Origin of the sequence: Affinundibacterium amnicola, assembly GCF_014284275.1 — a bacterium.
In the GTDB taxonomy this organism is placed as follows: Bacteria; Pseudomonadota; Gammaproteobacteria; order Burkholderiales; family Burkholderiaceae_D; genus Undibacterium; species Undibacterium amnicola.
In genome coordinates this window covers 152,390-173,970 of record NZ_JACOFU010000001.1, presented here as the reverse complement: position 1 = coordinate 173,970, position 21,581 = coordinate 152,390, and the positions used below count along the sequence as shown (strand labels likewise).

The following is a 21,581-nucleotide window of genomic DNA, read 5'->3' as shown; positions in this document are numbered from 1 at the left end:
GGATGACGTCTCACTAGTAATTCAGCAATTCTGCCCGTCAAATTAGAGTAGGTTCCGCCAGTTCGGTGCTGGCGGTCAAAGGAATTTCAATCATAAATTGGGTTCCTTTGCCGACTTCACTTGTCACTTCAATACGACCACCAAGCATCGCAGTGACGATGTTGTAAGCAATACTCAAGCCAAGTCCAGAGCCTCCCTGCCCTAATTTGGTCGTAAAAAATGGATCAAATATTTTTTGCAGACTATGCTCATCAATTCCTACTCCATCATCAGAAAAAAGTATTTGCACCCAACTATCGGGAAGTAAACTAGCTTGTAGCAAGATCTGTCCATTCTGCTTCCCTTCAAAACCATGACGTAAGGCATTGTTGGTTAAATTCATGAGCACCTGTTCCAAAGGACCGGGAAAGCTATCGAGCAATATGCCTTCAGGTACTTGATTAATCAATTGATGCGAGGTTTTACGCAAAGCAGGACTCATAGTAACAACCACTTCATGTGCAACTTCATGCAAATTAAATCGTCGCCTTTGCTCACTAGTCTGATCAACCGCGACTTGCTTAAAACTATTAATCAAATCGGCTGTTCTGCGGAGATTTCGATTCAATATGTCGGCGGAATCATGTACCGACACCAAGAAGTGATTTAGATGTGAACGTGATAATCCCCCGTCTAAGCCTGCTTCAAACTGTGTTTGCTGATCTTGTAAAGCGCTCGCTACCATTAACGCATTGCCTACCGGCGTATTTAATTCATGCGCGATGCCAGCAACCATCGATCCTAATGAAGCCAATTTTTCTGATTGCACCAACTCACTTTGGGTGCGCTTTAATGTTTGCAATGCCTCGCTTAGCTCCGCAGTTCTGGTCACGACCCGCTGCTCTAATTCGACGTTCAATATATGTTGCGCCTGCTCTGCAGCCAAGCGATCCGTCTGATCCAAAAATAATGCAACGAAGCGCCAACCATCAGACAATTCAAAAGTAGCAGTACTCACCAAAAAATTGCGCATCTCACCACTCGCAAGCCGCATCATCACTGGATATCCGATCACGCCCTTCCCCAAAGTTTGACGTGCAATTATTTTGCGTTGGTCTTCACTTTCAAAGATGTGCAAGCTGTCGATAGACTGATTCAGTAATTGCTCACGTGCGTAGCCAAAATCGCTGATGAAGGCATGATTAACATCGATCAGCCGCCCGTCTATATCACCGGAAATAGAAGGCAAAGGATTGGACAAAAATAGTGCGGAAAATGAAGCTTCTGAACGACTAAGTTCCTGTGCCTTGGCCTCAAGCGACACACCTAATTCACGGACTCTGGAAAACTCATGGCGCAATGCCCACACGCCGACTAGACCTAGTAATAAGGCGATGACCAACACGCCAATCAAAATTAATAAGCGCGCCGACAAATCTGGCTGCACCGGGTTGATCACACCCTGTTGAATCAAGATGAAGTAAGCGACACATGCAAGGCAAGCGCTGGCAGTCATCGCAATCGCATGGCGTACAGACAAAGCCCAGCTTGCGGCCATAATGGAAATAGGTACGCAGACTATGCCTGGCGCATTAAATCCAAAGGTACGAAAACCAAATACGATTGGGATCAAAGCAAATCCCCAAAGAATCATCACCAAGGCAGATTTTACTTTTCCAAGTCGCAGAAATAACACGACAAGCGCAGCGATCAACATACCAACAACCGCACCACCATTTCCTATTCCCTTACTAAAATAGAGATTGGCGAGAAATGCGAAAGCACAGGCAAAGAATGCTGTGACTGCGATGCCAAACAGAAGCTTAATCCCGACCTCATTGATTTGAATGCGGTCTCGACCTTCTTGCACATGTAAAGTCTCATTCGGATCGACATCAACTTGCATATCTGCCTCGCAAAGAATTTCTGGTTACACGAATTTAGCAAGGCCAATTTCATCAATCCAGTATCACATTCGACTTCGGACAACCCACACAATTTGAATTCAACGACAAGCTTACTTCATACTCATTCACACTCAATCACGCTCAATCAGCCTATTAGCGAACTAAGGATTTAATGACGGGCCACTGCCGTCGTGAAATCGGCAAACGTTCATCAGAGCCGTGCACGATCACCTGCCAACTATCAATCACTTTCTCCGACTCTTGCTTATCTTGTTTATCGAGATCGAGATCTGTTTCACTAATATGAACGGCACGCTCGACGCCAAGAATCGCGTTTCTTGCGATCAAGGCATTCCTATGAGCGCGTACAAAAACTTCGCCCAATTCAGATTCAATCGAGACCAATGACTCTTCGGTCAGATATGCGCGGGATGAGGTTTGTATCGTCACGTACTTCTGCTCTGCCTTCAAAAACAATACATCTCGGACGGGAATAAGTAGGACACGATTTTTTTCCAAGACAGAAAAATTTTGCCGAACTTTTGGAATAGTTTTGAGTGATTCGCGCAACTTCTCTTGCTGTATTTGCGCATTATTTTGCTGCCGAAATGCCTGAATTCTTACCAGTGCATCTTGCAGCCGCGAAGCTTTGACGGGCTTAAGTAGATAATCCATCGCATGCACTTCGAACGCTTGCAATGCATACTCGTCATAGGCGGTCACGAAGATAATTGACGGGCGTACACTTAATTCGGCATTGGCAATATGCTGCGCCAATTCAATTCCTGTCATACCCGGCATTTGCACATCAAGTAACACAACATCTGGTTGCTTATCCACAATAATGTCGAGTGCTGTTTGTCCATCGGCAGCTTCATCAAGCAATTCACAAGCGCAGTTTTCCTGTATATCACCTATCAGCGTTTTCATACGCACTCTGGCTGGAGCCTCGTCATCAACAATCAAAATACGCAAAGAAGTCATCGTCATTGAATTAGTTCGGAATTAGGATTTATCAGGAAAAGTCAGCTGCACAACAAATTTGTCATCGGTTTGACTAGTTTGTAATTGTGCTTCTATATCGTAAAGCAACTTCAAACGCTGTCGTATATTATCCAATGCCATATGATTGCCTTTTGAGAGCTGTGCATGTGGATAATAGTTGTTTATCACTTTGACTTCAATTTTATCCAAGCTTTTTTGAATTGAAATACATATAGGTGCCAAATTTGTTGCTGGCTCCACGCCATAATGGATCGCGTTCTCTATCAAAGGTTGTAACAATAATGCAGGTACTTTTGTCGCACTCAGTTCAATTTGCTGAAGTTCTTGCAGTTGCCAATCGACCTCCAAGCGGTCGCCCAAACGAATTTTTTCAATCGCCAAATACTGTTTACACAAGATAATTTCATCTGCCAGCGTTGACATATTTCTAGTATCACGCATTAAGGCGCGAAACAAATCTGCCAAATCTTCTAAGGCAGTCTCAGCACGTCGTGGCTCAGTACGAATCAACGACAATACCGCATTCAAGCTATTAAATAAAAAATGTGGACGTATTCTGGCTTGTAAAGCTTGCAAACGCGCCTCGCCTAAGGCGGGTGAAAACGCCTTAGTACGCAATTCAAAATAATGCTGGAAACCTAGCCCAATCACAAAGCAAAACAAAATTGCCAGCAACATGTCCAAATTAGGAAAGCTATAGGCAAACCATTCCAAATCGCCCAAAACAAAGATCACGACATAGCAAACCAAAGCTGGCACCGTACCGCAGACGATTCTTTGCATCCAAGCAGATGCAGGCTCTCGCTCAAGCACTCGTCGAAAGCCGCATAAAAATAATAAAGAAAGCAGACAAATCGACTCAACCAACATGGAGGTTTCTACAAAATCCTGAAAATTTTGTGCCCAGCCCTGTCCTCTTGCCATTAAGCACAAAAGGACCAACAAATTACTTGAAACCAGTACGCGAACAACGATACCCAAATTACAGCAATCAGGGATTAATAACTCGGATTTTTCTTCGTCTTTCTTCATTTCTATTAATTTTTAAATTCTTATCAATTTTTATGAACTGCCAAAATGACCGCAATTACCGTCTAAAAAAGCTCCGCGGTGACTAAGGCCGACGAGGATCTGGTTCTAGATCTGCTATAGATCTAGTCCTAAATACAATCAAAGCAGATCAAGCTTGATTACGATCTCATTCACAGAGCTTAAGGACAAATACGGCGAAACCCCAAAAGTCTGCTGCTACTCGCGGTATAATCCACGATGATTTTTACACTGCAAAAGAAGTCCGCTTAAACTTAACAATGAACTTAGAAATAAGGGTGCAAAACCAAACCATGGTGAATGTGCAGTAATTTCTATTAGAGATGATTTATCAGGTCTAGGCAAAGCGACACAATCGCTTTTTACCCTAAACAAGCTTCATCAGCCTGTTTGCTCAACAAACTTCAACTTGTTTTTGCAGTTTCACTATTTATCTTAATTTACAGCCACTATGACATCACAATTTTCCAAAAAAAGCGAGGCTTGGTCAGCACGCTTCTCTGAACCTGTCTCTGATTTGGTGAAACGCTACACCGCTTCGGTATTTTTTGATAATCGCATGGCGACTGTCGATATCCAAGGCTCACTCGCACATGCCGAGATGTTGCAAGCCCAACAAATCATCAGTGCGCAAGATTATGCGGACATTCAACGCGGCATGGCACAAATCAGTGCGGAGATTGAATCGGGCCAGTTCACCTGGTTGCTCGACTTGGAAGATGTGCATCTGAATATTGAAAAACGCTTGACTGAATTGGTTGGCGATGCGGGCAAACGTCTGCACACCGGGCGTTCACGCAATGATCAAGTTGCCACGGATATTCGTTTATACATGCGCAATGCGATTGATAACATCATTGAATTAATCGCAGCCTTCCGCTTAGCTTTATTAGATTTGGCAGAGAAACATAGCGATACCATCTTGCCAGGCTTTACCCACATGCAAGTGGCACAACCGATCACGTTTGGTCATCATATTCTGGCTTATGTAGAAATGTTTGGGCGCGATGCCGAGCGCATGGCAGATTGTCGCAAACGTGTGAATCGCTTGCCTCTGGGTGCAGCGGCATTAGCGGGTACAACCTTTCCGATTGATCGCCTACGCGTCGCTCGCACTTTGGGTTTTGACGATGTCTGTCACAATTCTTTAGATGCGGTGTCGGATCGTGATTTTGCGATTGAATTCTGTGCTGCAGCGTCTTTGGTCATGACGCATATTTCACGCATGTCGGAAGAATTGATTATTTGGATGAGTCCACGCGTTGGCTTTATCGATATTGCAGATCGCTTCTGCACCGGCTCTTCAATCATGCCGCAAAAGAAAAACCCCGATGTACCTGAGCTGGCTCGCGGCAAAACCGGACGCGTCAATGGCAACTTAATCGCCTTGTTGACGTTGATGAAGGGTCAACCTTTAGCCTATAACAAAGATAATCAAGAAGACAAAGAACCCTTGTTTGACACAGTCGATACACTAGTCGATACCTTACGAATTTTCGCCGATATGGCAAGCGGCATTACCGTCAAACCAGATGCGATGCGTGCCGCAGCTTTGCAAGGATATGCAACCGCAACGGACTTAGCTGATTATTTGGTGAAGAAAGGCTTACCTTTCCGTGATGCACACGAAGCTGTTGCACTGGCAGTTCGTACTTGCGTCGACAAGGGCTGTGATCTTAGTGATATGCAACTGGCTGAATTACAAAGCTTTAGCCAACTCATTGAAGCTGATGTATTTGAAGTATTGACTTTGGAAGGTTCGGTTGCAGCACGTGACCACATCGGTGGTACCGCACCAAATCAGGTCAAACTCGCGATTGCACGATTACGCGAGCAACTTAGCTAAGCGCAATAAACAAGACTGGCTGTCTGTTTTTCGTCTTGACTCGTTCGATTGCGCTACAAGTCGCCAGCTTAATCCATTATCATAGCAAGTAATTGCTTAAATAATAAAACGTCATCACGTCTTGATTGCAATAATTGCAGCGAGATCTGATGACGTTTTAACGTTGTACAAAAATATAAAATCTGAATTCATCAGAATAAGTCAAAAACGAGGAGACCAATCATGCAATTTCTGCTTACGCTATCGCGAAAAATCGATAGCGCAAACGACAAAATCGGCAGTGTACTTAGCTGGGCACTACTAGCTGCCGTACTGATATGCGCAGGGAATGCTCTCGTCCGTTACAGTGTCAATCACAGCTCAAATGGGTGGATGGAAATCCAATGGTATCTCTATTCTGCGGTATTTCTGCTTGCTGCTCCCTATACCTTACGCCGCAACGAGCATGTGCGTATTGATGTTATCGCTGGAAAATTTTCTAAACGCACTCAGGTCTGGCTTGATCTGTTCGGATTCCTATTTTTCTTGATGCCGATGGCTGGCCTAATTCTTTATTTAGGCACTCCCTACGCGATCAATGCATTCACCCGCCAAGAGATGTCGAGCAATGCTGGCGGCTTAATTGAGTGGCCGGCAAAAATGTTGATCCCACTAGGATTTGCTCTTTTGGTTCTACAAGGTATCTCCGAAATCATCAAGCGAGTTGGCTACTTGCGTGGTTTGGTCGATGCAAGCGCATTTGATAAACAGAGCAAAACACCACAAGAAGAAATCGATGCCATCAAACTGGCCAATCGTGACAAACTCCCGAACCACTCAAGCGGAGAACAAGCATAATGGAAGCATTTTTGATCGCAAATCTGGCGCCAATTATGTTTGCGGCGCTCGTCATTTTTTTATTGTCTGGTTTCCCCGTTGCCTTTGCTTTAGCTGCTAACGGCTTGTTTTTTGGTTTGGTGGGCATAGAACTTGGTTTACTCAAACCAGAACTCTTACAAGCTCTACCGAATCGTATTTACGGCATTATGTCGAATGACACCTTGCTGGCAATCCCGTTTTTTACTTTCATGGGACTGATCCTCGAGCGATCAGGCATGGCAGAAGACTTACTCGACACCATAGGACAATTATTTGGCCCACTGCGGGGTGGTGTTGCTTACGCTGTGATTTTTGTTGGTGCCCTACTTGCAGCAACAACTGGTGTGGTAGCAGCGTCCGTTATTTCAATGGGATTGATTTCATTACCAATCATGCTGAAGTATGGATACGATCCCAAGGTCGCATCTGGCGTCATTGCAGCGTCAGGCACTTTGGCACAAATTATTCCGCCTTCCTTGGTATTGATTGTCATGGCGGATCAATTAGGCCGTTCCGTCGGCGATATGTATCAAGCAGCTTTCCTACCAGGATTGTTGCTCACAATGATGTATGCCGGCTATATCTTAATGCTTTCGCTGTTCCGTCCTAAGTGGGTTCCAGCCTTACCAGCAGAAGCGCGAAATTTACGTCAAGCCAATGGCGATAGCGGTGTACCGTCTTTATTGATTTTATTGGCAATCAGCAGCCTCGCTGCCTTTGCCTTTGCCCACTATTACAGAAATCTGCATCCAGAAATCGCGAAAGATGCCTTAGGAATCTATTCTGGCAGCGTGGGGATTGGGATTGCTTTTTGCCTGGCATTAATCAACCGGAAATTCAAGATAGGTCTGCTATCGCGGATGGCAGAACAAGTTACTTTTGTTCTGATTCCGCCACTGGCTTTGATATTTTTGGTGTTGGGGACGATTTTCCTTGGCATTGCAACGCCCACAGAAGGTGGTGGCATGGGTGCACTTGGTGCAATCATCTTAGCGCTGATGAATGGACGATTAAATTGGAAACTGACTAAGCAAGCACTTGATTCGACTTCACGCTTGTCTAGCTTTGTAATGTTTATCTTGATCGGTTCAACGGTGTTCGCGCTCGTGTTCCGTGGCATCAATGGTGATATCTGGGTAGAACATTTATTGACAGGTTTACCAGGCGGTCAAATTGGTTTCTTGATCGTGGTGAACATTCTATTTTTCGTACTCGCCTTCTTTCTGGACTTCTTTGAACTCGCGTTTATTTTGGTTCCTTTAGTCGCACCCGTTGCAGAAAAATTGGGCATTAATTTGATTTGGTTTGGCGTCTTATTAGGCGTGAATATGCAAACATCCTTTATGCATCCACCGTTTGGATTCGCCTTATTTTACTTACGATCAGTTGCACCAAAAATCGTGAAGACCAGCGATATTTATTGGGGAGCAATACCCTTCGTGATCGCCCAAGTCATCATGGTAGGTTTGATTATTGCCTTCCCCAATTTGGTATCAGTCGATAGTCAGGAAATAAAGAAAGAAGAGATTCAATTAAATCTGAATCTGCCTGATGATGAGCCATTAACGCTAGACCCATCGACGGACCCCATGCCTGAGGAGCAAAGTGAAACGCAAGCCTCTCCTGCGCATTCACTGTAAATCCCTATCCGTCTGAACTAACGAATCAAGATTTAGATGCTACATAAAAAAAGCGCAATCGCCATTAAGTCATTATCGCGATTGCGCTTTTGTTTTATATTAGGGCGTGTAGACCTAGTAAAAGCTGAAATTTACTTCAATTTATGCGTGCTATTGAAACGTGAAAAAGTGTCTTCAGCAAAACGGAACCATGTCGTTTGGTTCTGTCTGAACGCCAGCCAATCAGTATAGATTTTCTTGAATTTCGGATTTGTTGCAGCTTCTTCTGTAAAGACTTCTTGCGCTGCATTAAAACACGCTTCCATCACGGTTTGTGGAAATGGCTTCAAGACCACTTTGGCATTGCTCAAACGCGCCAATGCTGAAGGATTGCGCGCATCATATTTGGCCTGCATATTGACATGCGCTTCTAAGCTCGCTGCTTCAATCGCTGCTTGGTAAAGCTTTGGCAATTTATCCCACTCTTTTTTACCGACGTAGAAAGACAACTGCGCACCACCTTCCCACCAACCTGGATAGTGATAAACCTTAGCTACCTTATTGAACCCGAGTTTTTCATCGTCATAAGGGCCTACCCATTCAGCCGCATCGATTGTGCCTTTTTCCAAGGACGTATAAATTTCACCACCAGCAACCTGCACCGGAACCACACCCAGTTTCGCTAAAACTTTTCCAGCAAAGCCACCGACGCGAAACTTCAAACCTTTTAAGTCTTCGACACTCTTTACTTCTTTTCGAAACCAACCACCCATTTGGGTACCTGTATTTCCACCTAAAAAATTGACGACATTGTGTTCAGCAAAAAATTCACGCATCAGTTTCATGCCGTTGCCATGGATCATCCAAGCTGTTTGCTGACGAGAATTTAATCCAAATGGCACCGCACAATCAAAAGCAAAAGTGGCATCTTTACCGTAGTAATAATATGAAGCGGTATGTCCCATCTCCACCGTGCCATCTTTTACCGCATCCAATACCGCGTTGAACGGCACCAGCTCTGGCGCAGCGTAGGGACGAATATTTAATTTACCGTCGGTTAATTCTTTCACTCGATTACAAAAAGTTTCCGCTGCACCGTAGATCGTATCCAAATTTTTCGGAAAACTTGATGCTAAGCGCCAGTTTAAAGTTGGCAATGCATCTGCAGCCAGACTTGGTGCGGCCACACTTGCGGCAGTAGCACCCACAGCAGCTTTTTTCAAAAACGAACGACGTTCCATGCGATCTCCATTTTTATTAATGTAAAGAGTTAATCAAATTAAGTCTGCCCATACGGTTGGCATTTCACTCCAGACTTAAATTCCCATTGCATTCTATTAATAATTTACTACACAAGCAATCCTTCTATCTTGTGCATTGCGATGTGCGGACTTAAGCTTCGAGGCTTAGCTTCCGGCGATCGTCATTCCATCCACTAAAATCGAACCTGTCGTCTTGGTGCCACGAGTCAAAGTATCATTACCAATCGCAACAATATTTTCAAACATCTCACGCATATTGCCAGCGATAGTGATTTCTTCAACCGGATATTGAATCACACCGTTTTCTACCCAGAAACCAGAAGCACCACGGGAATAATCGCCCGTCACATAATTCACGCCCTGCCCCATCAATTCTGTGACCAATAAACCGGTACCCATTTTCTTCAACATATGCGCAAAATTATCACCGCGCTTCGTCAAGCTAGAAATCAAATTTAAATTATGTGAACCACCAGCATTACCGGTCGTTTGCATACCTAATTTGCGCGCTGAATAGGTCGAGAGGAAATAACCATTCAATACGCCATTCGTCACCACTTCGCGCTTCAAAGTCTTAACACCTTCGTCATCGAATGGCGAAGAACCCACTGCACCTAAGACATGCGGATCTTCCAATACTTGAATGTGATTCGGAAAAATTTGCTTACCCAAAGTATCGAGCAAGAATGTGGATTTACGGTACAAAGCGCCGCCGGAAACGGCTTGCACAAAAGCACCCAATAGACCAGCTGCTAAAGGTGCTTCAAATAATACGGGACATTTACGCGTATCAATCGTGCGGGCATTCAAACGTGCCAATGCACGTTCTGCCGCATAACGACCAATCGCTTCAGGTGAAGCAATTTTCTTAGGGTTACGATGTGAACTATACCAATCATCGCGCTGCATTTTTGAGCCCTTGCCCGCGATCGGCGCTACCGAAATCGTGTGACGTGAGAATGGATAACCACCAACAAAGCCACGTGAATTAGCCGCAACAAAATGCGATTGCTGTGCATGAACACTAGCGCCCTCACAATTCGTAATGCGTTTATCGACTGCATACGCCGCCGCTTCAGTACGGCATGCCAGATCGATCGCTTCTTCGGCAGTGACTAACCAAGGGTGAAATAACTTTAAATCTTGTGGATGCATTTCTAACATCTCGACATCCGGCAAACCAGCGCAATCATCTTCGGCCGTAAAACGCGCGATGTTGTAAGCGGCCTCAACAGTATCTTCCAAAGACTTCATAGAAAAATCAGAAGTACTGGCATTTCCGCGCTTCTTGCCGACATAAACCGTGATTCCTATGCCTTTGTCGCGATTTTGCTCTATGGTTTCGACCTTGCCTTTACGTACACTAATCGACAAACCACCGCCTTCGCTGACTTCTACCGCCGCATCTGTTGCACCTTTGTCACGGGCAATGCGCAGCATATCCTGGGTAATTTGTTTAAATTGATCCTGAGTATGGGTAAAAACTGGTTTAGACATAGCTTCTGTTTCTTTAGCTGAAAGGATAAAGAGAGTATCATAGCAGTCGTTTCAATAAGTTTATAGAAGATTTACCAATGCCAAATCCGAATCGAGGCTCTTGCGGCTACCAGTCCAACGAGTTTGAACCAGAATACGACCGTCCATCTAAATCCGAACTCAAGCGTCAAATGACCGCCCTGCAAAAAATGGGACAAGAGTTAGTGGATTCTGCACGTGATCGCGTTAAACGCGTTCCTATGCCAGAAGATGTGCGCGACGCCATTCTGGAATGCCAGAACATCACCAACCACGAAGGCCGTCGTCGCCAAATGCAATTTGTTGGCAAAAAGATGCGTACCTTAGATGAAGCCGAAGTTGCGCTGATTCAAAAAACCATCGATAGCTGGAAAGGTGCTTCCAAATCCGAGACAGCCGCCATGCATTCGCTAGAACGCAAACGCGAAAAATTGCTGGCGAAAGATGAAGCGCTGACCGAATTGATGGCAGAAAATCCTGAACTCGATGTACAACATTTGCGCACCTTAATTCGCAATGCGCGCAAAGAACAAGCAGAAAACAAACCGCCAAAAGCCTATCGTGAAATCTTCCAGATTCTGAAAGAAATTCAAGCGAAAAATAAAGCCGCTACTGCATCCGACGATGACGCAGAAAACGACTACGATGCAGAAGATGACGACAATTGATTTAGATCGTGCTTTGCGGATCGGCTTAGTGTCGATCTCTGATCGTGCTTCCGCTGGTGTATATCAAGATCAAGGTCTTCCGGCTTTGCAAACTTGGTTTGGTTCTGCACTGAGCACGCCGTGGATAATGGAAACGCGTTTAATTCCCGATGAACGTCCAGCGATCGAACAAGCTTTAATTGATCTAGTTGATCAAGCTCGCTGCGATTTGGTGATCACCACAGGCGGTACAGGTCCAGCACGACGCGATGTCACGCCAGAAGCGACGCTCGCCGTTGCGACCAAAGAAATGCCAGGTTTTGGTGAGCAAATGCGCCAAATCAGTTTGCAATTTGTGCCGACTGCTATCTTGTCGCGCCAAGTTGCCGTGATCCGAGAAACCGCTGATCACGCGGCCTTAATTTTAAATTTGCCAGGTCAACCGAAGTCGATTAAAGAAACCTTAGAAGGTTTGAAGGATGCCGATGGCAAGCAACTGGTCGCTGGTATTTTTGCCGCTGTGCCTTATTGTATCGATTTGATTGGTGGCCCCTATGTGGAAACACATGAAGCGGTCTGCAAAGTATTCCGCCCAAAATCAGCGCTACGCGTAAAAATTTCTGAAGTATAAAATTTCCTGAATAAATCATGACGACTGAACTCTTAGAAACCGTAGAAATCGAAAGCGGCGCCAACCCTAGCGCCGCCATTATTTGGATGCATGGCTTAGGTGCCGATGCCAACGATTTTGTGCCTATCGTTAAAGAGCTCGATTTACGCAATTGCCCGGCGATTCGTTTTGTTTTTCCAAATGCGCCGCAAATTCCCGTCACCTTAAATGGTGGCTACATTATGCGTGCGTGGTATGACATTGCCGCTGCGGGCACCGACATCAATAAGCGTGAAGATGAAGCTGGCTTGCGCCTATCTCAGCAGCAGATCGAAGCCTTGATTGCACGTGAAAATGCGCGTGGCATTGCTACAGACAAAATCATCCTAGCTGGCTTTTCGCAAGGTTGCGCAATGAGCTTGCAAACTGGTTTGCGTCATCCACAAAAATTAGCCGGCATCATGGGTTTATCTGGTTACGTACCACTTGCAGATAAAATCGGAGAAGAACGTCATGCAGCAAATCAAAATACATCGATCTTCTTGGTGCACGGCACGGTTGATCCTGTCATTCCAATTCAACGCGCACAACAATCACGCGACCTGCTGATTAGTTTGGGGTATCCGGTCGAATGGCATGACTATTGGATGCAGCATTCAGTAGCGCCACAAGAAATTATCGACATCGGCAACTGGTTGCGTAAGGTTTTATAAGAAAACCAACCGTTCGATAAAAATGGGCTACCCGCAGGTAGCCCATTTTTTTATTTCAGCCATAAAGACATTTGCACAAACTATGACGCGACTTTGTATCTGAGATACTCGCCAGCGCCTAGGTTCAATTTTTAAACGCAGGTAACTTCCAGTAAGTAATTGCACGCCACAACCACTCCATCGGACCATAACGGAATTTGCTCAACCACCAATGGCTAAACAAAATTTGCACCACTACCACGAGGAGTACCACCACAACTTGGTGAGCACGTTCCATGCCGTAGTAGCCTAAACCATAGCTGTAAAAAATAGCGGAGCAAATGACGGATTGTGACAAATAATTCGTCAAAGCCATACGACCATATGGCGCCAACAATTTGACCTTTGCAAACACGCCCTTGCTATGAAATAGAATGACGATTAAACCGACGTACCCCAAACATGCAGGCAAATTCCCCAGATACAGCAAACCCATCGCAAACATATAAGGATCATTTTCTAAACCAGCCACTGACGCAGTCGAGACAAAGCTCCCGGCAATGCCGATACCTATGCCGAAAGGCAATCCTATCAATGCCATCATCTTAAATTTAGACAAATGCGCCTGCGTATTTTGCATCATTCCAGATTGGACAAACCAATATCCGATTAAAAACATACAGCAAATCAAAACACTAAAAATGGCGACATTCGTCCAATTCTCCGAGAACTCTTTGGCACGAAATTCTAAAGCTTCAGCGTAAGTGCCCTTTGATAAAATGACGACTTCCCGGCGATTGTCTTCTTGCTGTTTCTGAATACGCTCGGCTTCTTTCTTTTTGTCTTCAGCACGCTGATCAGCCTTTGTTTTCTCAGGCACACTCGCCGTAGATTTCGAAGTAGCTTCAGAAGAATTCTCGGCGACAGATGACGCCTCCGATGTCACACTGGCGGCGGATTTATTCAGTTGTTGAGTTTCATTAGCGTTCTGCTTCGAAGCCTGCTCAGATCCCAAATACTGCGCAGCACCACCTAAGGTCATCGATAGAAACAATGCGGTGTACAACAAACTACCAATCTTCCAACTACGCGCCTCTTTTGGTTGATGCGCACGATCCAGCAGAAAAGCAAACAAGAAAGCAAATAGACCAAAGAACAATGTTGGATGCATTGATGCCATTGCTGGCACCAAAAAGCTCGCAACACCAAGCAAGAAAAGCACGGCACCAAGCATACACAGAATCACCGCAATAATAGGACGAGGCTTCGCAAAAATGCGCAGCGTTTTTTCATTGCGCATGAGGAATGCCATCGCACCAAACATGGCAAGCGCAGTCGCCAAAGCTGCCACTTTATTCAGTGCAGGTATCACGGCAATTAAACCCAAAACAATCACAGCGATGGCAATCCAACGCGCCTTACCGAACAAGACAATCAACAAGCCACATGCACCCATCGCATAACTAAATAAAATATCACCAGGCCAAATCAAGATGTAATGTAAGACGCCAAAAACGCCTAACGCCAGCAAACGACGAAAATACGGTTGAAAAAAGTCTTGCCCTTTTTCTTCAGCGCGCATCAACATCAGCGCAAAGCCCATCCCAAACAAGAGCGAGAAAATGGTCCAAAACTTACCGGCAACAAAGTAAGAAACAAAATAGGAAGCTAGCCAATTCGCACCACTTAATCCAGCTGGCATACCTTCGCCTAGCTCACCGACAGAACGATTGAAAAATTCGACGTTCATCAAAAAAATACCTATTAAGGCGAATCCCCGAATCACGTCCAGAACCGCAATCCTGTCCTTTACCTCGACTGGAACGACAACTTGATTGGCGGCCATGTCTAGCGTAGTTTCATTCTCTCTTTGCATATCATCCTCAATTAAAAAGGCCTTATCAGTTCATATCAACAAAACCAAAAAAGCGCCACGAATTTCATCGTGACGCTTTTGATTTATGCTTCCTTGTGTGAGCTCGTTTTGTTGAGCATCGACATTTGAGCAACTCTGAGTTAATTATGCCTCAATTACAAACTAACTAGACATTTTTTAATCATATAATTCACACCCAAAGTTATTGGCTCACTTGTGGATACAAATCTGTACGCTCAATTTTCATTGCCGGCATTTCCCAATATGTCACAGCGCGCCATACCCATTCCAAAGGACCGTAACGGAAACGTCCTAACCACCAATGGCTAAACAAAACTTGCGAGCAAATCACCGCAACCGCAAATCCCAGTTGCTGAGCACGGCCGAGGCCAAAATTACCAAGACCCCAACCATAGAAGAAACTCGCTTGAATCACAGATTGTGTCAAATAGTTCGTCAAAGCCATGCGACCAAACGGCGCTAATACCTGGATCTTGGCAAATATTGAACCGCTATACAACATCAACACAACGATACTGACGTACGCCAGACAAGTAGGTAAATTCGCCAAATTCAAGATCATCTGTGTCAATTGCCAACCATCGCCAGAGACACCCGGTGCATGACTCACGGCAATGCTACTCGCCAATAAACTCATACCCCAACCCAAAGGCAATCCCAACAAAACGATCTGACGGAACAAGTGCAGATTTTCGCCAGCTTTCGTAATGACTTGGGCACGAACGAACCAAACGCCAATCAAAAATAATGCAATCGCTGCAAATGCTTGTCCTGCTGCGTTAAATGCGCCATCCATAAAATCAGCGAAGCGATGTTTAACGAACTCTGGATAACTGGCTTTCGTCATCGCTTGCAGATCTTTTTCAATATTTTTGCGATTTTCATTAATACGATTGATCGTATCTGCATCGCGCTCTAACTTTTTCTGCGCTTCAGATTTTGGCGCTTCCGCCTTTTTCTTTTCGGCGGCATCGCTGCCCTCCTTCAGATCTTTTTTCTCAGCTTTTTTTACGCCTGCATCAGGACTTGCTTTTGCTAGTTTTTCCGCCGCCTCTTCTGCTTCCTTCTTCACTTGTTTTTCAGCGGCTAACTTGACCGCTTCTGGTGAGTTGAATACGCTGTTTAATGGCTGTTGATATGCAATCACACCAAACACCAAACCAATGGCAAATGGCAGACTATAAATCAACACACCAGCGCGCCAAAATCGCGCCTCTGCTGGTTGATGAAATTTAGCAGATAAAAATGCGATGACGAAGAATGCAACCGTCATGCCCGTTAAGCCATTTCTTGCATCGCGCATTGCTGGCACAACCCAGCTAGCAATCGCAGCAAGTGTCAGCAAGCTCGCAATCACCAGGCAAATCGCTGAGAACAAAGGTATTTTCATGCCAAGGAAGGAAACGATTCTTTCATTACGAATAAAAATCGCGATGAAGCCCATAAAAGCGATACCGCCAACCACTGCCGAAAACGATCCCATACCTGGAATGAAGCACACACCAATTAAACCAACGATACTTGCGACCACCCATTTCCATTGCCCAAACAAAATAATTAACAAGCCGGCTGCGGTAAATGCATAGCTATATAAAATATCGCCAGGCCACAATAAAACATTGTGCAAAATCCCGAAGATTGCCAATGCAATAATTCGTCGGATATACGGTTTAATAAACGCCCGCCCAGTCGCTTCGGATCTGCTAAGCATTACCGCGAAGCCCATACCAAATAAAAGCGAGAAAATAGTCCAGAATTTACCTGCGACAAAGAAATTCACAAAGTAGCTGGCGAGCCAGTCAATGCCATGCACATCCGCAGGAATGCCAGTGCCCATGGTCAGAAACGATCGATTGAACCATTCGATGTTCATGAAGAAAATACCGATTAAGGCAAAACCACGAATGACATCCAGAGCCTGGATGCGTTCACTTGCTTTAATAGGTTTCAAAGCAGGAAGTGTATCGGGGGAGCTGCTGTTCGGACTACCCGTATGTAAAGATTGTTCCATCATGATTTTTATTTTCAGGTTAGGTTAAACCCAGACTTCCCAATCTAGGCTATAGAGGAACACAACCGTTAAGAAAACACGATCGCATCAAGCAAGCTGCATACTATGTCAATATAAAAACATAAACCAACAAGTTGCGATGAAATGCAAAATCAAGGGAATGAAATTGGTTTAATCGACCCTATATTGGCTCTATACTGAGCACATGCTGTTACAAATCACCTAAAATTATTGTCTCTAAAGAAAATACATGCCGTCTCCTTATACATTTTCCTTACCAATCGTCACACTTGATAGTATTGGCAAATATCGTCGTCAGCTCAAGAAGTTCAGCCAATGCTATCCGCTTTTGCTCAGTCTGCTTTTGCCATTTCAGACTCAGGCACAAAATGCGATAACGACGAAAATGACAAATGCCAATAATGCGAGTACCGGTAAAACTGCACAGGAATGGCAAGTCTCTGGGCTACGTCAATCAGCAGAAATTTTAGTTGATCAATGGGGCGTACCGCATATCTATGCAAAAAATGAAGATGATTTATTTTTCGTGCAAGGATTTAATGCTGCTCGTGATCGGCTGTTTCAACTAGATCTATGGCGCAGGCGCGGCTTAGGTCAATTATCTGAAGTATTCGGCGCAAATTATTTAGAGCAAGATCGCGCCGCACGTTTATTCCTTTACCGTGGTGACATGAAGCAAGAATGGAAAGCCTACGGACCACACGCGGAACAACTCAGCAAGCAGTTTGTCGCGGGGATAAATGCCTATGTAGACTATGTCACTAAGCATACCAAGGCCTTGCCATTAGAATTCAAAACACTTAAATATCTGCCAGTCAAATGGCAAGCTGAAGATGTAGTGCGTATTCGCAGCCATGGATTAACACGTAACTTAAGTGCTGAAGTGACGCGTGCCAAATTCGCCTGCAATGGCAATTTACAATTAGACGAAGTACGTCAAACACTGTCTCCTAAGTGGATGACCAAACTACCTGTGGGCTTAGACCCTTGTCTACCAGAAGGCATCTTGCGTCAATTTACCTTGGCCACTCAAAACGTGATATTTGACAAGCAAACGATGCGTATCACACAGTTTGAATCACCAGCAACTTTGCCGAGCGAATCAAGGGCAAGCAACATCGCGAGTCTGAACTCTGCTGATTCTGAACAAATGGAGGGAAGCAATAATTGGGTACTTGCACCATCCAAAACTAGCACTGGTCGCGCCATGATGGCAAACGATCCACACCGTGCTTATTCAGCCCCCTCCTTACGCTATATCGCCCACTTAAATGCGCCAGGTTTAGATGTGATTGGCGCTGGTGAACCGGCATTGCCAGGAATTTCCATCGGACATAACGGCACAATTGCATTTGGTCTGACCATCATGGGTATTGATCAGGAGGATTTGTACGTCTACGAACTTAATCCAAGCAATCCTATGCAATATCGCTACAAGGGCCAATGGGAAAATTTCATCCAGCGTCCAGAAAATTTTAAGATTAGAGATCGCGCAGATCAACAAACGGAATTATTGTTTACGCGCCATGGCCCGATCATTTTTCAAGATCATCAAAAACATCGCGCTTATGCAGTACGAACAGCTTGGTTACAAGCAGGCATGGCACCATATTTCGGTAGCATCGACTACATGCGAGCCAAAGATTTCGCTCAATTTAAAAAGGCCATGTTGCATTGGGGAGCACCAACGGAAAATCAAGTCTATGCTGATATCAAAGGAAATATTGGCTGGATTCCAGGTGGTTTAACGCCGATCCGTAAAAACTGGGATGGTTTGTTACCCGTACCTGGTGATGGTCGCTATGAATGGGCTGGCTTTTTATCTGGCGACAAGCTGCCTTTTAGCTACCAACCGAAGTCAGGCTGGTTCGCTTCCGCCAATGAAATGAATTTACCCAAAGACTATCCGTATCAACAACGCAAACTCGGCTTTGAATGGCCGCATCCAGCACGCTATCAACGTATCGCGGATGTTTTATCGCAAAATAAAAAGTTCTCCATCGAAGATTCGTTACGTCTACAAAACGACGTACTGTCTTTGCCTGCGAAACGCATTACCGACATTCTCAAGCGCATTGATATCAGCAATAGTCCTGACGAAGCTAGCCAAAAAGCGCAACGACTCTTACTACAATGGGATCACCAAGAATCAGCAGACTCAGCTGCGGCCGCTTTATTTCAATTCTGGTTAAGTCAAACCTTAGCACCAGCCTATAAGGAGTTAATGTTAGGCACACACGCCAACATCGTGACCAGCATGCCGGATATGACGCGGATGCTGAATTACCTTGATCAGCCAAGTCAAACTAAACAAGAATTTGCCAAGATACCCGATGAGGCGAGCAAGATCCGTGATCAGCTGATGATTAGTAGCCTGACACTTGCTTATAAAATGCTAGAGCAAACACTGGGCAAAGATCAACACGCGTGGCAGTGGGGGCAACTACAGAAAACGGTATTCGCTCATCCATTTTCAAAAATTTTGGATAATGCCTCTAAAACGCAATTCGATATTGGCCCATTGCCGCGCGGTGGTAGCGCCAATACGGTCAATCAATCGTCTTACCGACTCAGTGACTTCATTCAACTCAATGGACCTTCGTTTCGGGTCGTAGTTGACGTCGGGAATTGGGATAATTCACGCGCAATCAATGCACCGGGGCAGTCTGGCGATCCAGCTAGCCCACATTATCGCGATTTAGCGGATAAATGGGCTAAGGGGGAATATTTTCCCCTACTCTATTCTCGACAGGCAGTGGAAGCCAATACACGTCAACGATTTGTCTTGGTACCGACCAAATAGCCTTGATGCGAAATTGATTTTTGTCGATGGATCAGCTCTTTTTGCAAGGTTCCTGTATTAAGCTTAGCAAAACGCCGCTAGTTCAAGCCCATTCTCGGTGCTGCAAAATCCATATAAGAATATGACCTTATATTCTTTTGAGTTTGTACTGAGGTGGCTTATCCTCGTTGCTTATCTTGGACAAACTTAGCGATGAGGAATTTATGCCTATCTATCAAAACAATGCCGACTCTATTGGTCGTACCCCGCTCATCAAATTACAACGTATTAGCGACGGTGCTGGTGCGACTATTTTGGCAAAAATCGAAGGTCGTAATCCTGCATATTCCGTTAAGTGCCGTATCGGCGCAGCGATGGTCGCTGATGCAGAAGCACGCGGCCTGCTTGGTCCGGGTAAAGAACTAATCGAACCAACCAGTGGCAATACAGGTATCGCGCTAGCGTTTGTTGCTGCAGCAAAAGGCATTCCTCTGACGTTAACGATGCCAGAAACAATGAGCATAGAGAGACGTAAATTATTAGTCGCTTTCGGTGCAAAGTTGATTCTGACCGAAGGTGCAAAAGGAATGAATGGCGCAATTGCCAAAGCGGAAGAAATTCGTGCCAGCGACCCTGATCGCTATGTCTTGCTACAACAGTTCAAGAATCCTGCCAATCCAGCGATTCATGAGAAAACAACTGGTCCTGAAATTTGGAATGATACCGAAGGTAAGGTCGATATTTTTGTCTCTGGTGTGGGCACTGGCGGCACGATCACAGGCGTGTCGCGTTATATCAAACAAACGCAAGGAAAAGCGATTCAAACCGTCGCAGTAGAACCAACGGCGAGTCCGGTATTAACACAAAAGTGTAACGGGCAAGAAATCAAACCAGCGCCGCACAAAATTCAAGGTATTGGTGCGGGGTTCGTACCTGACGTCTTGGATCTTTCCTTGGTTGATCTGATCGAACAAGTCAGCAATGAAGAAGCCGTTGAATATGCGCAAAGACTGGCAAAAGAAGAAGGTATTCTGGCCGGTATTTCTTGTGGCGCGGCGACTGCGGTAGCTGTTCGTTTAGCTAAGCTGCCAGAAAATGCAGGTAAGACAATTGTCGTGGTCTTGCCCGATTCAGGTGAGCGTTATTTAAGTTCGATTTTATTTGACGGCTACTTCGACGCCAATGGTGTCGCGGTAACGACAACAAACTAAGAACAACAAGCAAGACCATTTTTACTTAGCAACTAAGGCTTGTACCTTGCCTTAGTTGCCTTAGTTGTTTTGGATGCTTCGGATGCTGCATCAAAATAATCCCTACTCAAAATCCTTGAACGTCTCTAAATCGATCTGCACGGATTGATCGCCAGCAGACATCCAAATCTGCCCGTCTTGTATCGTGCATTGTAATTGCATCGTGCGAGCTGCCATTTTGGCGAGCTCTTGACTCGTTTCCGACGCAATGTTTTTGACGCATAAATTTTTCGCACGGTCGAGGCGATTATTCATTTGCTTCCACCAGATATTGCTGGCATGCGAAAAACTATAGACCACGACTTGCTCGGCACGACCGCAAGCTTTTAGTAAGCGGCGATCATCCGGTTGCCCTACCTCTCCCCACAACAAGATCGCATCGGTGTAGTCTTTCTCCCAAAAATCTGGTTCTTCAGTATCAGAGATTCCTTTACCAAAACTCAATCTTTCAGTCGCGTGAATAGCGAAAGCGACTACCCTTACCATCATACGTTCGTCGGTCTCGGATGGATGACGCGCAATAGTCAAACTATGGTCGGCATAATAGCCTCTGTCCATATCAGAGATATTCAGTTCTGCTTTATAAATTGTTGATTTCAGTGCCATTATTCTTCTTGGTGCTTTCAGTAA

16 protein-coding genes are annotated in these 21,581 nt (G+C 45.0%); 8 read left to right on the top strand and 8 right to left on the bottom strand.

The window, feature by feature from the left end; genetic code table 11:
• Positions 1-37 precede the first annotated feature (37 nt).
• The 3 genes from H8K33_RS00755 to H8K33_RS00745 form a co-directional block, all read right to left on the bottom strand.
• A complete protein-coding gene (locus H8K33_RS00755) occupies positions 38-1,885 on the bottom strand; it encodes a sensor histidine kinase (protein ID WP_186889079.1) in 1,848 nt (615 codons plus the stop codon).
• A 154-nt stretch (positions 1,886-2,039) separates the two neighbouring features.
• Entirely contained in the window at positions 2,040-2,876 is an 837-nt protein-coding gene (locus tag H8K33_RS00750) for a LytR/AlgR family response regulator transcription factor (RefSeq protein ID WP_186889078.1), read from the bottom strand.
• 15 nt (positions 2,877-2,891) lie between these two features.
• Complete coding sequence (locus tag H8K33_RS00745) at positions 2,892-3,923, bottom strand: sensor histidine kinase (RefSeq protein ID WP_186889077.1); 1,032 nt, start codon at positions 3,921-3,923, stop codon at positions 2,892-2,894.
• A gap of 469 nt (positions 3,924-4,392) precedes the next feature.
• On the opposite strand from H8K33_RS00745, the gene argH reads away from it, so the two are divergent.
• From argH to H8K33_RS00730, 3 genes are all read left to right on the top strand, one after another.
• Positions 4,393-5,787, top strand: a complete 1,395-nt coding sequence (gene argH / locus H8K33_RS00740) for an argininosuccinate lyase (RefSeq protein WP_186889076.1) — start codon at positions 4,393-4,395, stop codon at positions 5,785-5,787.
• A gap of 222 nt (positions 5,788-6,009) precedes the next feature.
• Entirely contained in the window at positions 6,010-6,624 is a 615-nt protein-coding gene (locus H8K33_RS00735) for a TRAP transporter small permease subunit (protein ID WP_186889075.1), read from the top strand.
• Complete coding sequence (locus H8K33_RS00730; RefSeq protein ID WP_186889074.1) at positions 6,624-8,285, top strand: TRAP transporter large permease; 1,662 nt, start codon at positions 6,624-6,626, stop codon at positions 8,283-8,285. The genes H8K33_RS00735 and H8K33_RS00730 overlap by 1 nt, the downstream gene beginning before the upstream one ends.
• Positions 8,286-8,416: 131 nt before the next feature.
• Here the strand turns inward: H8K33_RS00730 and H8K33_RS00725 are convergent, their stop codons facing one another.
• Together H8K33_RS00725 and pmbA are read right to left on the bottom strand one after the other, a co-directional pair.
• Positions 8,417-9,505, bottom strand: a complete 1,089-nt coding sequence (locus H8K33_RS00725) for a TRAP transporter substrate-binding protein (protein ID WP_186889073.1) — start codon at positions 9,503-9,505, stop codon at positions 8,417-8,419.
• 165 nt (positions 9,506-9,670) lie between these two features.
• Positions 9,671-11,023 (bottom strand): metalloprotease PmbA, encoded by a 1,353-nt coding sequence (gene pmbA, locus H8K33_RS00720; protein ID WP_186889072.1) that lies wholly within the window; start codon positions 11,021-11,023, stop codon positions 9,671-9,673.
• Positions 11,024-11,100: 77 nt separating this feature from the next.
• Here pmbA and yjgA point away from each other — a divergent pair, with 77 nt between their 5' ends.
• The 3 genes from yjgA to H8K33_RS00705 are packed head-to-tail and all read left to right on the top strand — an operon-like array spanning position 11,101 to position 13,011.
• Complete coding sequence (gene yjgA / locus H8K33_RS00715; RefSeq protein ID WP_186889071.1) at positions 11,101-11,709, top strand: ribosome biogenesis factor YjgA; 609 nt, start codon at positions 11,101-11,103, stop codon at positions 11,707-11,709.
• Positions 11,687-12,319, top strand: coding sequence for a molybdopterin adenylyltransferase (gene mog / locus H8K33_RS00710; protein ID WP_390320215.1), 633 nt, complete (start codon positions 11,687-11,689; stop codon positions 12,317-12,319). The genes yjgA and mog overlap by 23 nt, the downstream gene beginning before the upstream one ends.
• A gap of 17 nt (positions 12,320-12,336) precedes the next feature.
• Positions 12,337-13,011 (top strand): alpha/beta hydrolase, encoded by a 675-nt coding sequence (locus H8K33_RS00705; protein ID WP_186889069.1) that lies wholly within the window; start codon positions 12,337-12,339, stop codon positions 13,009-13,011.
• 124 nt (positions 13,012-13,135) lie between these two features.
• On the opposite strand, the gene H8K33_RS00700 is transcribed toward H8K33_RS00705, so the two are convergent.
• Together H8K33_RS00700 and H8K33_RS00695 are read right to left on the bottom strand one after the other, a co-directional pair.
• Entirely contained in the window at positions 13,136-14,866 is a 1,731-nt protein-coding gene (locus tag H8K33_RS00700) for a DUF418 domain-containing protein (protein WP_186889068.1), read from the bottom strand.
• Positions 14,867-15,068: 202 nt separating this feature from the next.
• Positions 15,069-16,901: a DUF418 domain-containing protein gene (locus H8K33_RS00695; RefSeq protein WP_186889067.1), complete on the bottom strand. Its 1,833-nt coding sequence runs from the start codon at positions 16,899-16,901 to the stop codon at positions 15,069-15,071.
• Between the two features lie 247 nt (positions 16,902-17,148).
• Here H8K33_RS00695 and H8K33_RS00690 point away from each other — a divergent pair, with 247 nt between their 5' ends.
• Both H8K33_RS00690 and cysK read left to right on the top strand, forming a co-directional pair.
• The gene (locus tag H8K33_RS00690) at positions 17,149-19,722 is read left to right on the top strand and encodes a penicillin acylase family protein (protein ID WP_246443202.1); all 2,574 of its coding nucleotides are present in this window, start codon (positions 17,149-17,151) and stop codon (positions 19,720-19,722) included.
• Between the two features lie 203 nt (positions 19,723-19,925).
• Positions 19,926-20,912: a cysteine synthase A gene (gene cysK / locus H8K33_RS00685; protein WP_186889066.1), complete on the top strand. Its 987-nt coding sequence runs from the start codon at positions 19,926-19,928 to the stop codon at positions 20,910-20,912.
• A 102-nt stretch (positions 20,913-21,014) separates the two neighbouring features.
• On the opposite strand, the gene H8K33_RS00680 is transcribed toward cysK, so the two are convergent.
• A complete protein-coding gene (locus H8K33_RS00680; RefSeq protein ID WP_186889065.1) occupies positions 21,015-21,557 on the bottom strand; it encodes a YaeQ family protein in 543 nt (180 codons plus the stop codon).
• Positions 21,558-21,581: the final 24 nt, after the last annotated feature.

What these genes read in the sequence shown, in the direction of transcription:
- H8K33_RS00755 (WP_186889079.1), bottom strand. Translation starts at nt 1,885, where the DNA reads ATGCAAGTTGATGTCGATCCGAATGAGACTTTACATGTGCAAGAAGGT.
- H8K33_RS00750 (WP_186889078.1), bottom strand. Translation starts at nt 2,876, where the DNA reads ATGACGATGACTTCTTTGCGTATTTTGATTGTTGATGACGAGGCTCCA.
- H8K33_RS00745 (WP_186889077.1), bottom strand. Translation starts at nt 3,923, where the DNA reads ATGAAGAAAGACGAAGAAAAATCCGAGTTATTAATCCCTGATTGCTGT.
- argH (WP_186889076.1), top strand. Translation starts at nt 4,393, where the DNA reads ATGACATCACAATTTTCCAAAAAAAGCGAGGCTTGGTCAGCACGCTTC.
- H8K33_RS00735 (WP_186889075.1), top strand. Translation starts at nt 6,010, where the DNA reads ATGCAATTTCTGCTTACGCTATCGCGAAAAATCGATAGCGCAAACGAC.
- H8K33_RS00730 (WP_186889074.1), top strand. Translation starts at nt 6,624, where the DNA reads ATGGAAGCATTTTTGATCGCAAATCTGGCGCCAATTATGTTTGCGGCG.
- H8K33_RS00725 (WP_186889073.1), bottom strand. Translation starts at nt 9,505, where the DNA reads ATGGAACGTCGTTCGTTTTTGAAAAAAGCTGCTGTGGGTGCTACTGCC.
- pmbA (WP_186889072.1), bottom strand. Translation starts at nt 11,023, where the DNA reads ATGTCTAAACCAGTTTTTACCCATACTCAGGATCAATTTAAACAAATT.
- yjgA (WP_186889071.1), top strand. Translation starts at nt 11,101, where the DNA reads ATGCCAAATCCGAATCGAGGCTCTTGCGGCTACCAGTCCAACGAGTTT.
- mog (WP_390320215.1), top strand. Translation starts at nt 11,687, where the DNA reads ATGCAGAAGATGACGACAATTGATTTAGATCGTGCTTTGCGGATCGGC.
- H8K33_RS00705 (WP_186889069.1), top strand. Translation starts at nt 12,337, where the DNA reads ATGACGACTGAACTCTTAGAAACCGTAGAAATCGAAAGCGGCGCCAAC.
- H8K33_RS00700 (WP_186889068.1), bottom strand. Translation starts at nt 14,866, where the DNA reads ATGCAAAGAGAGAATGAAACTACGCTAGACATGGCCGCCAATCAAGTT.
- H8K33_RS00695 (WP_186889067.1), bottom strand. Translation starts at nt 16,901, where the DNA reads ATGATGGAACAATCTTTACATACGGGTAGTCCGAACAGCAGCTCCCCC.
- H8K33_RS00690 (WP_246443202.1), top strand. Translation starts at nt 17,149, where the DNA reads ATGCCGTCTCCTTATACATTTTCCTTACCAATCGTCACACTTGATAGT.
- cysK (WP_186889066.1), top strand. Translation starts at nt 19,926, where the DNA reads ATGCCTATCTATCAAAACAATGCCGACTCTATTGGTCGTACCCCGCTC.
- H8K33_RS00680 (WP_186889065.1), bottom strand. Translation starts at nt 21,557, where the DNA reads ATGGCACTGAAATCAACAATTTATAAAGCAGAACTGAATATCTCTGAT.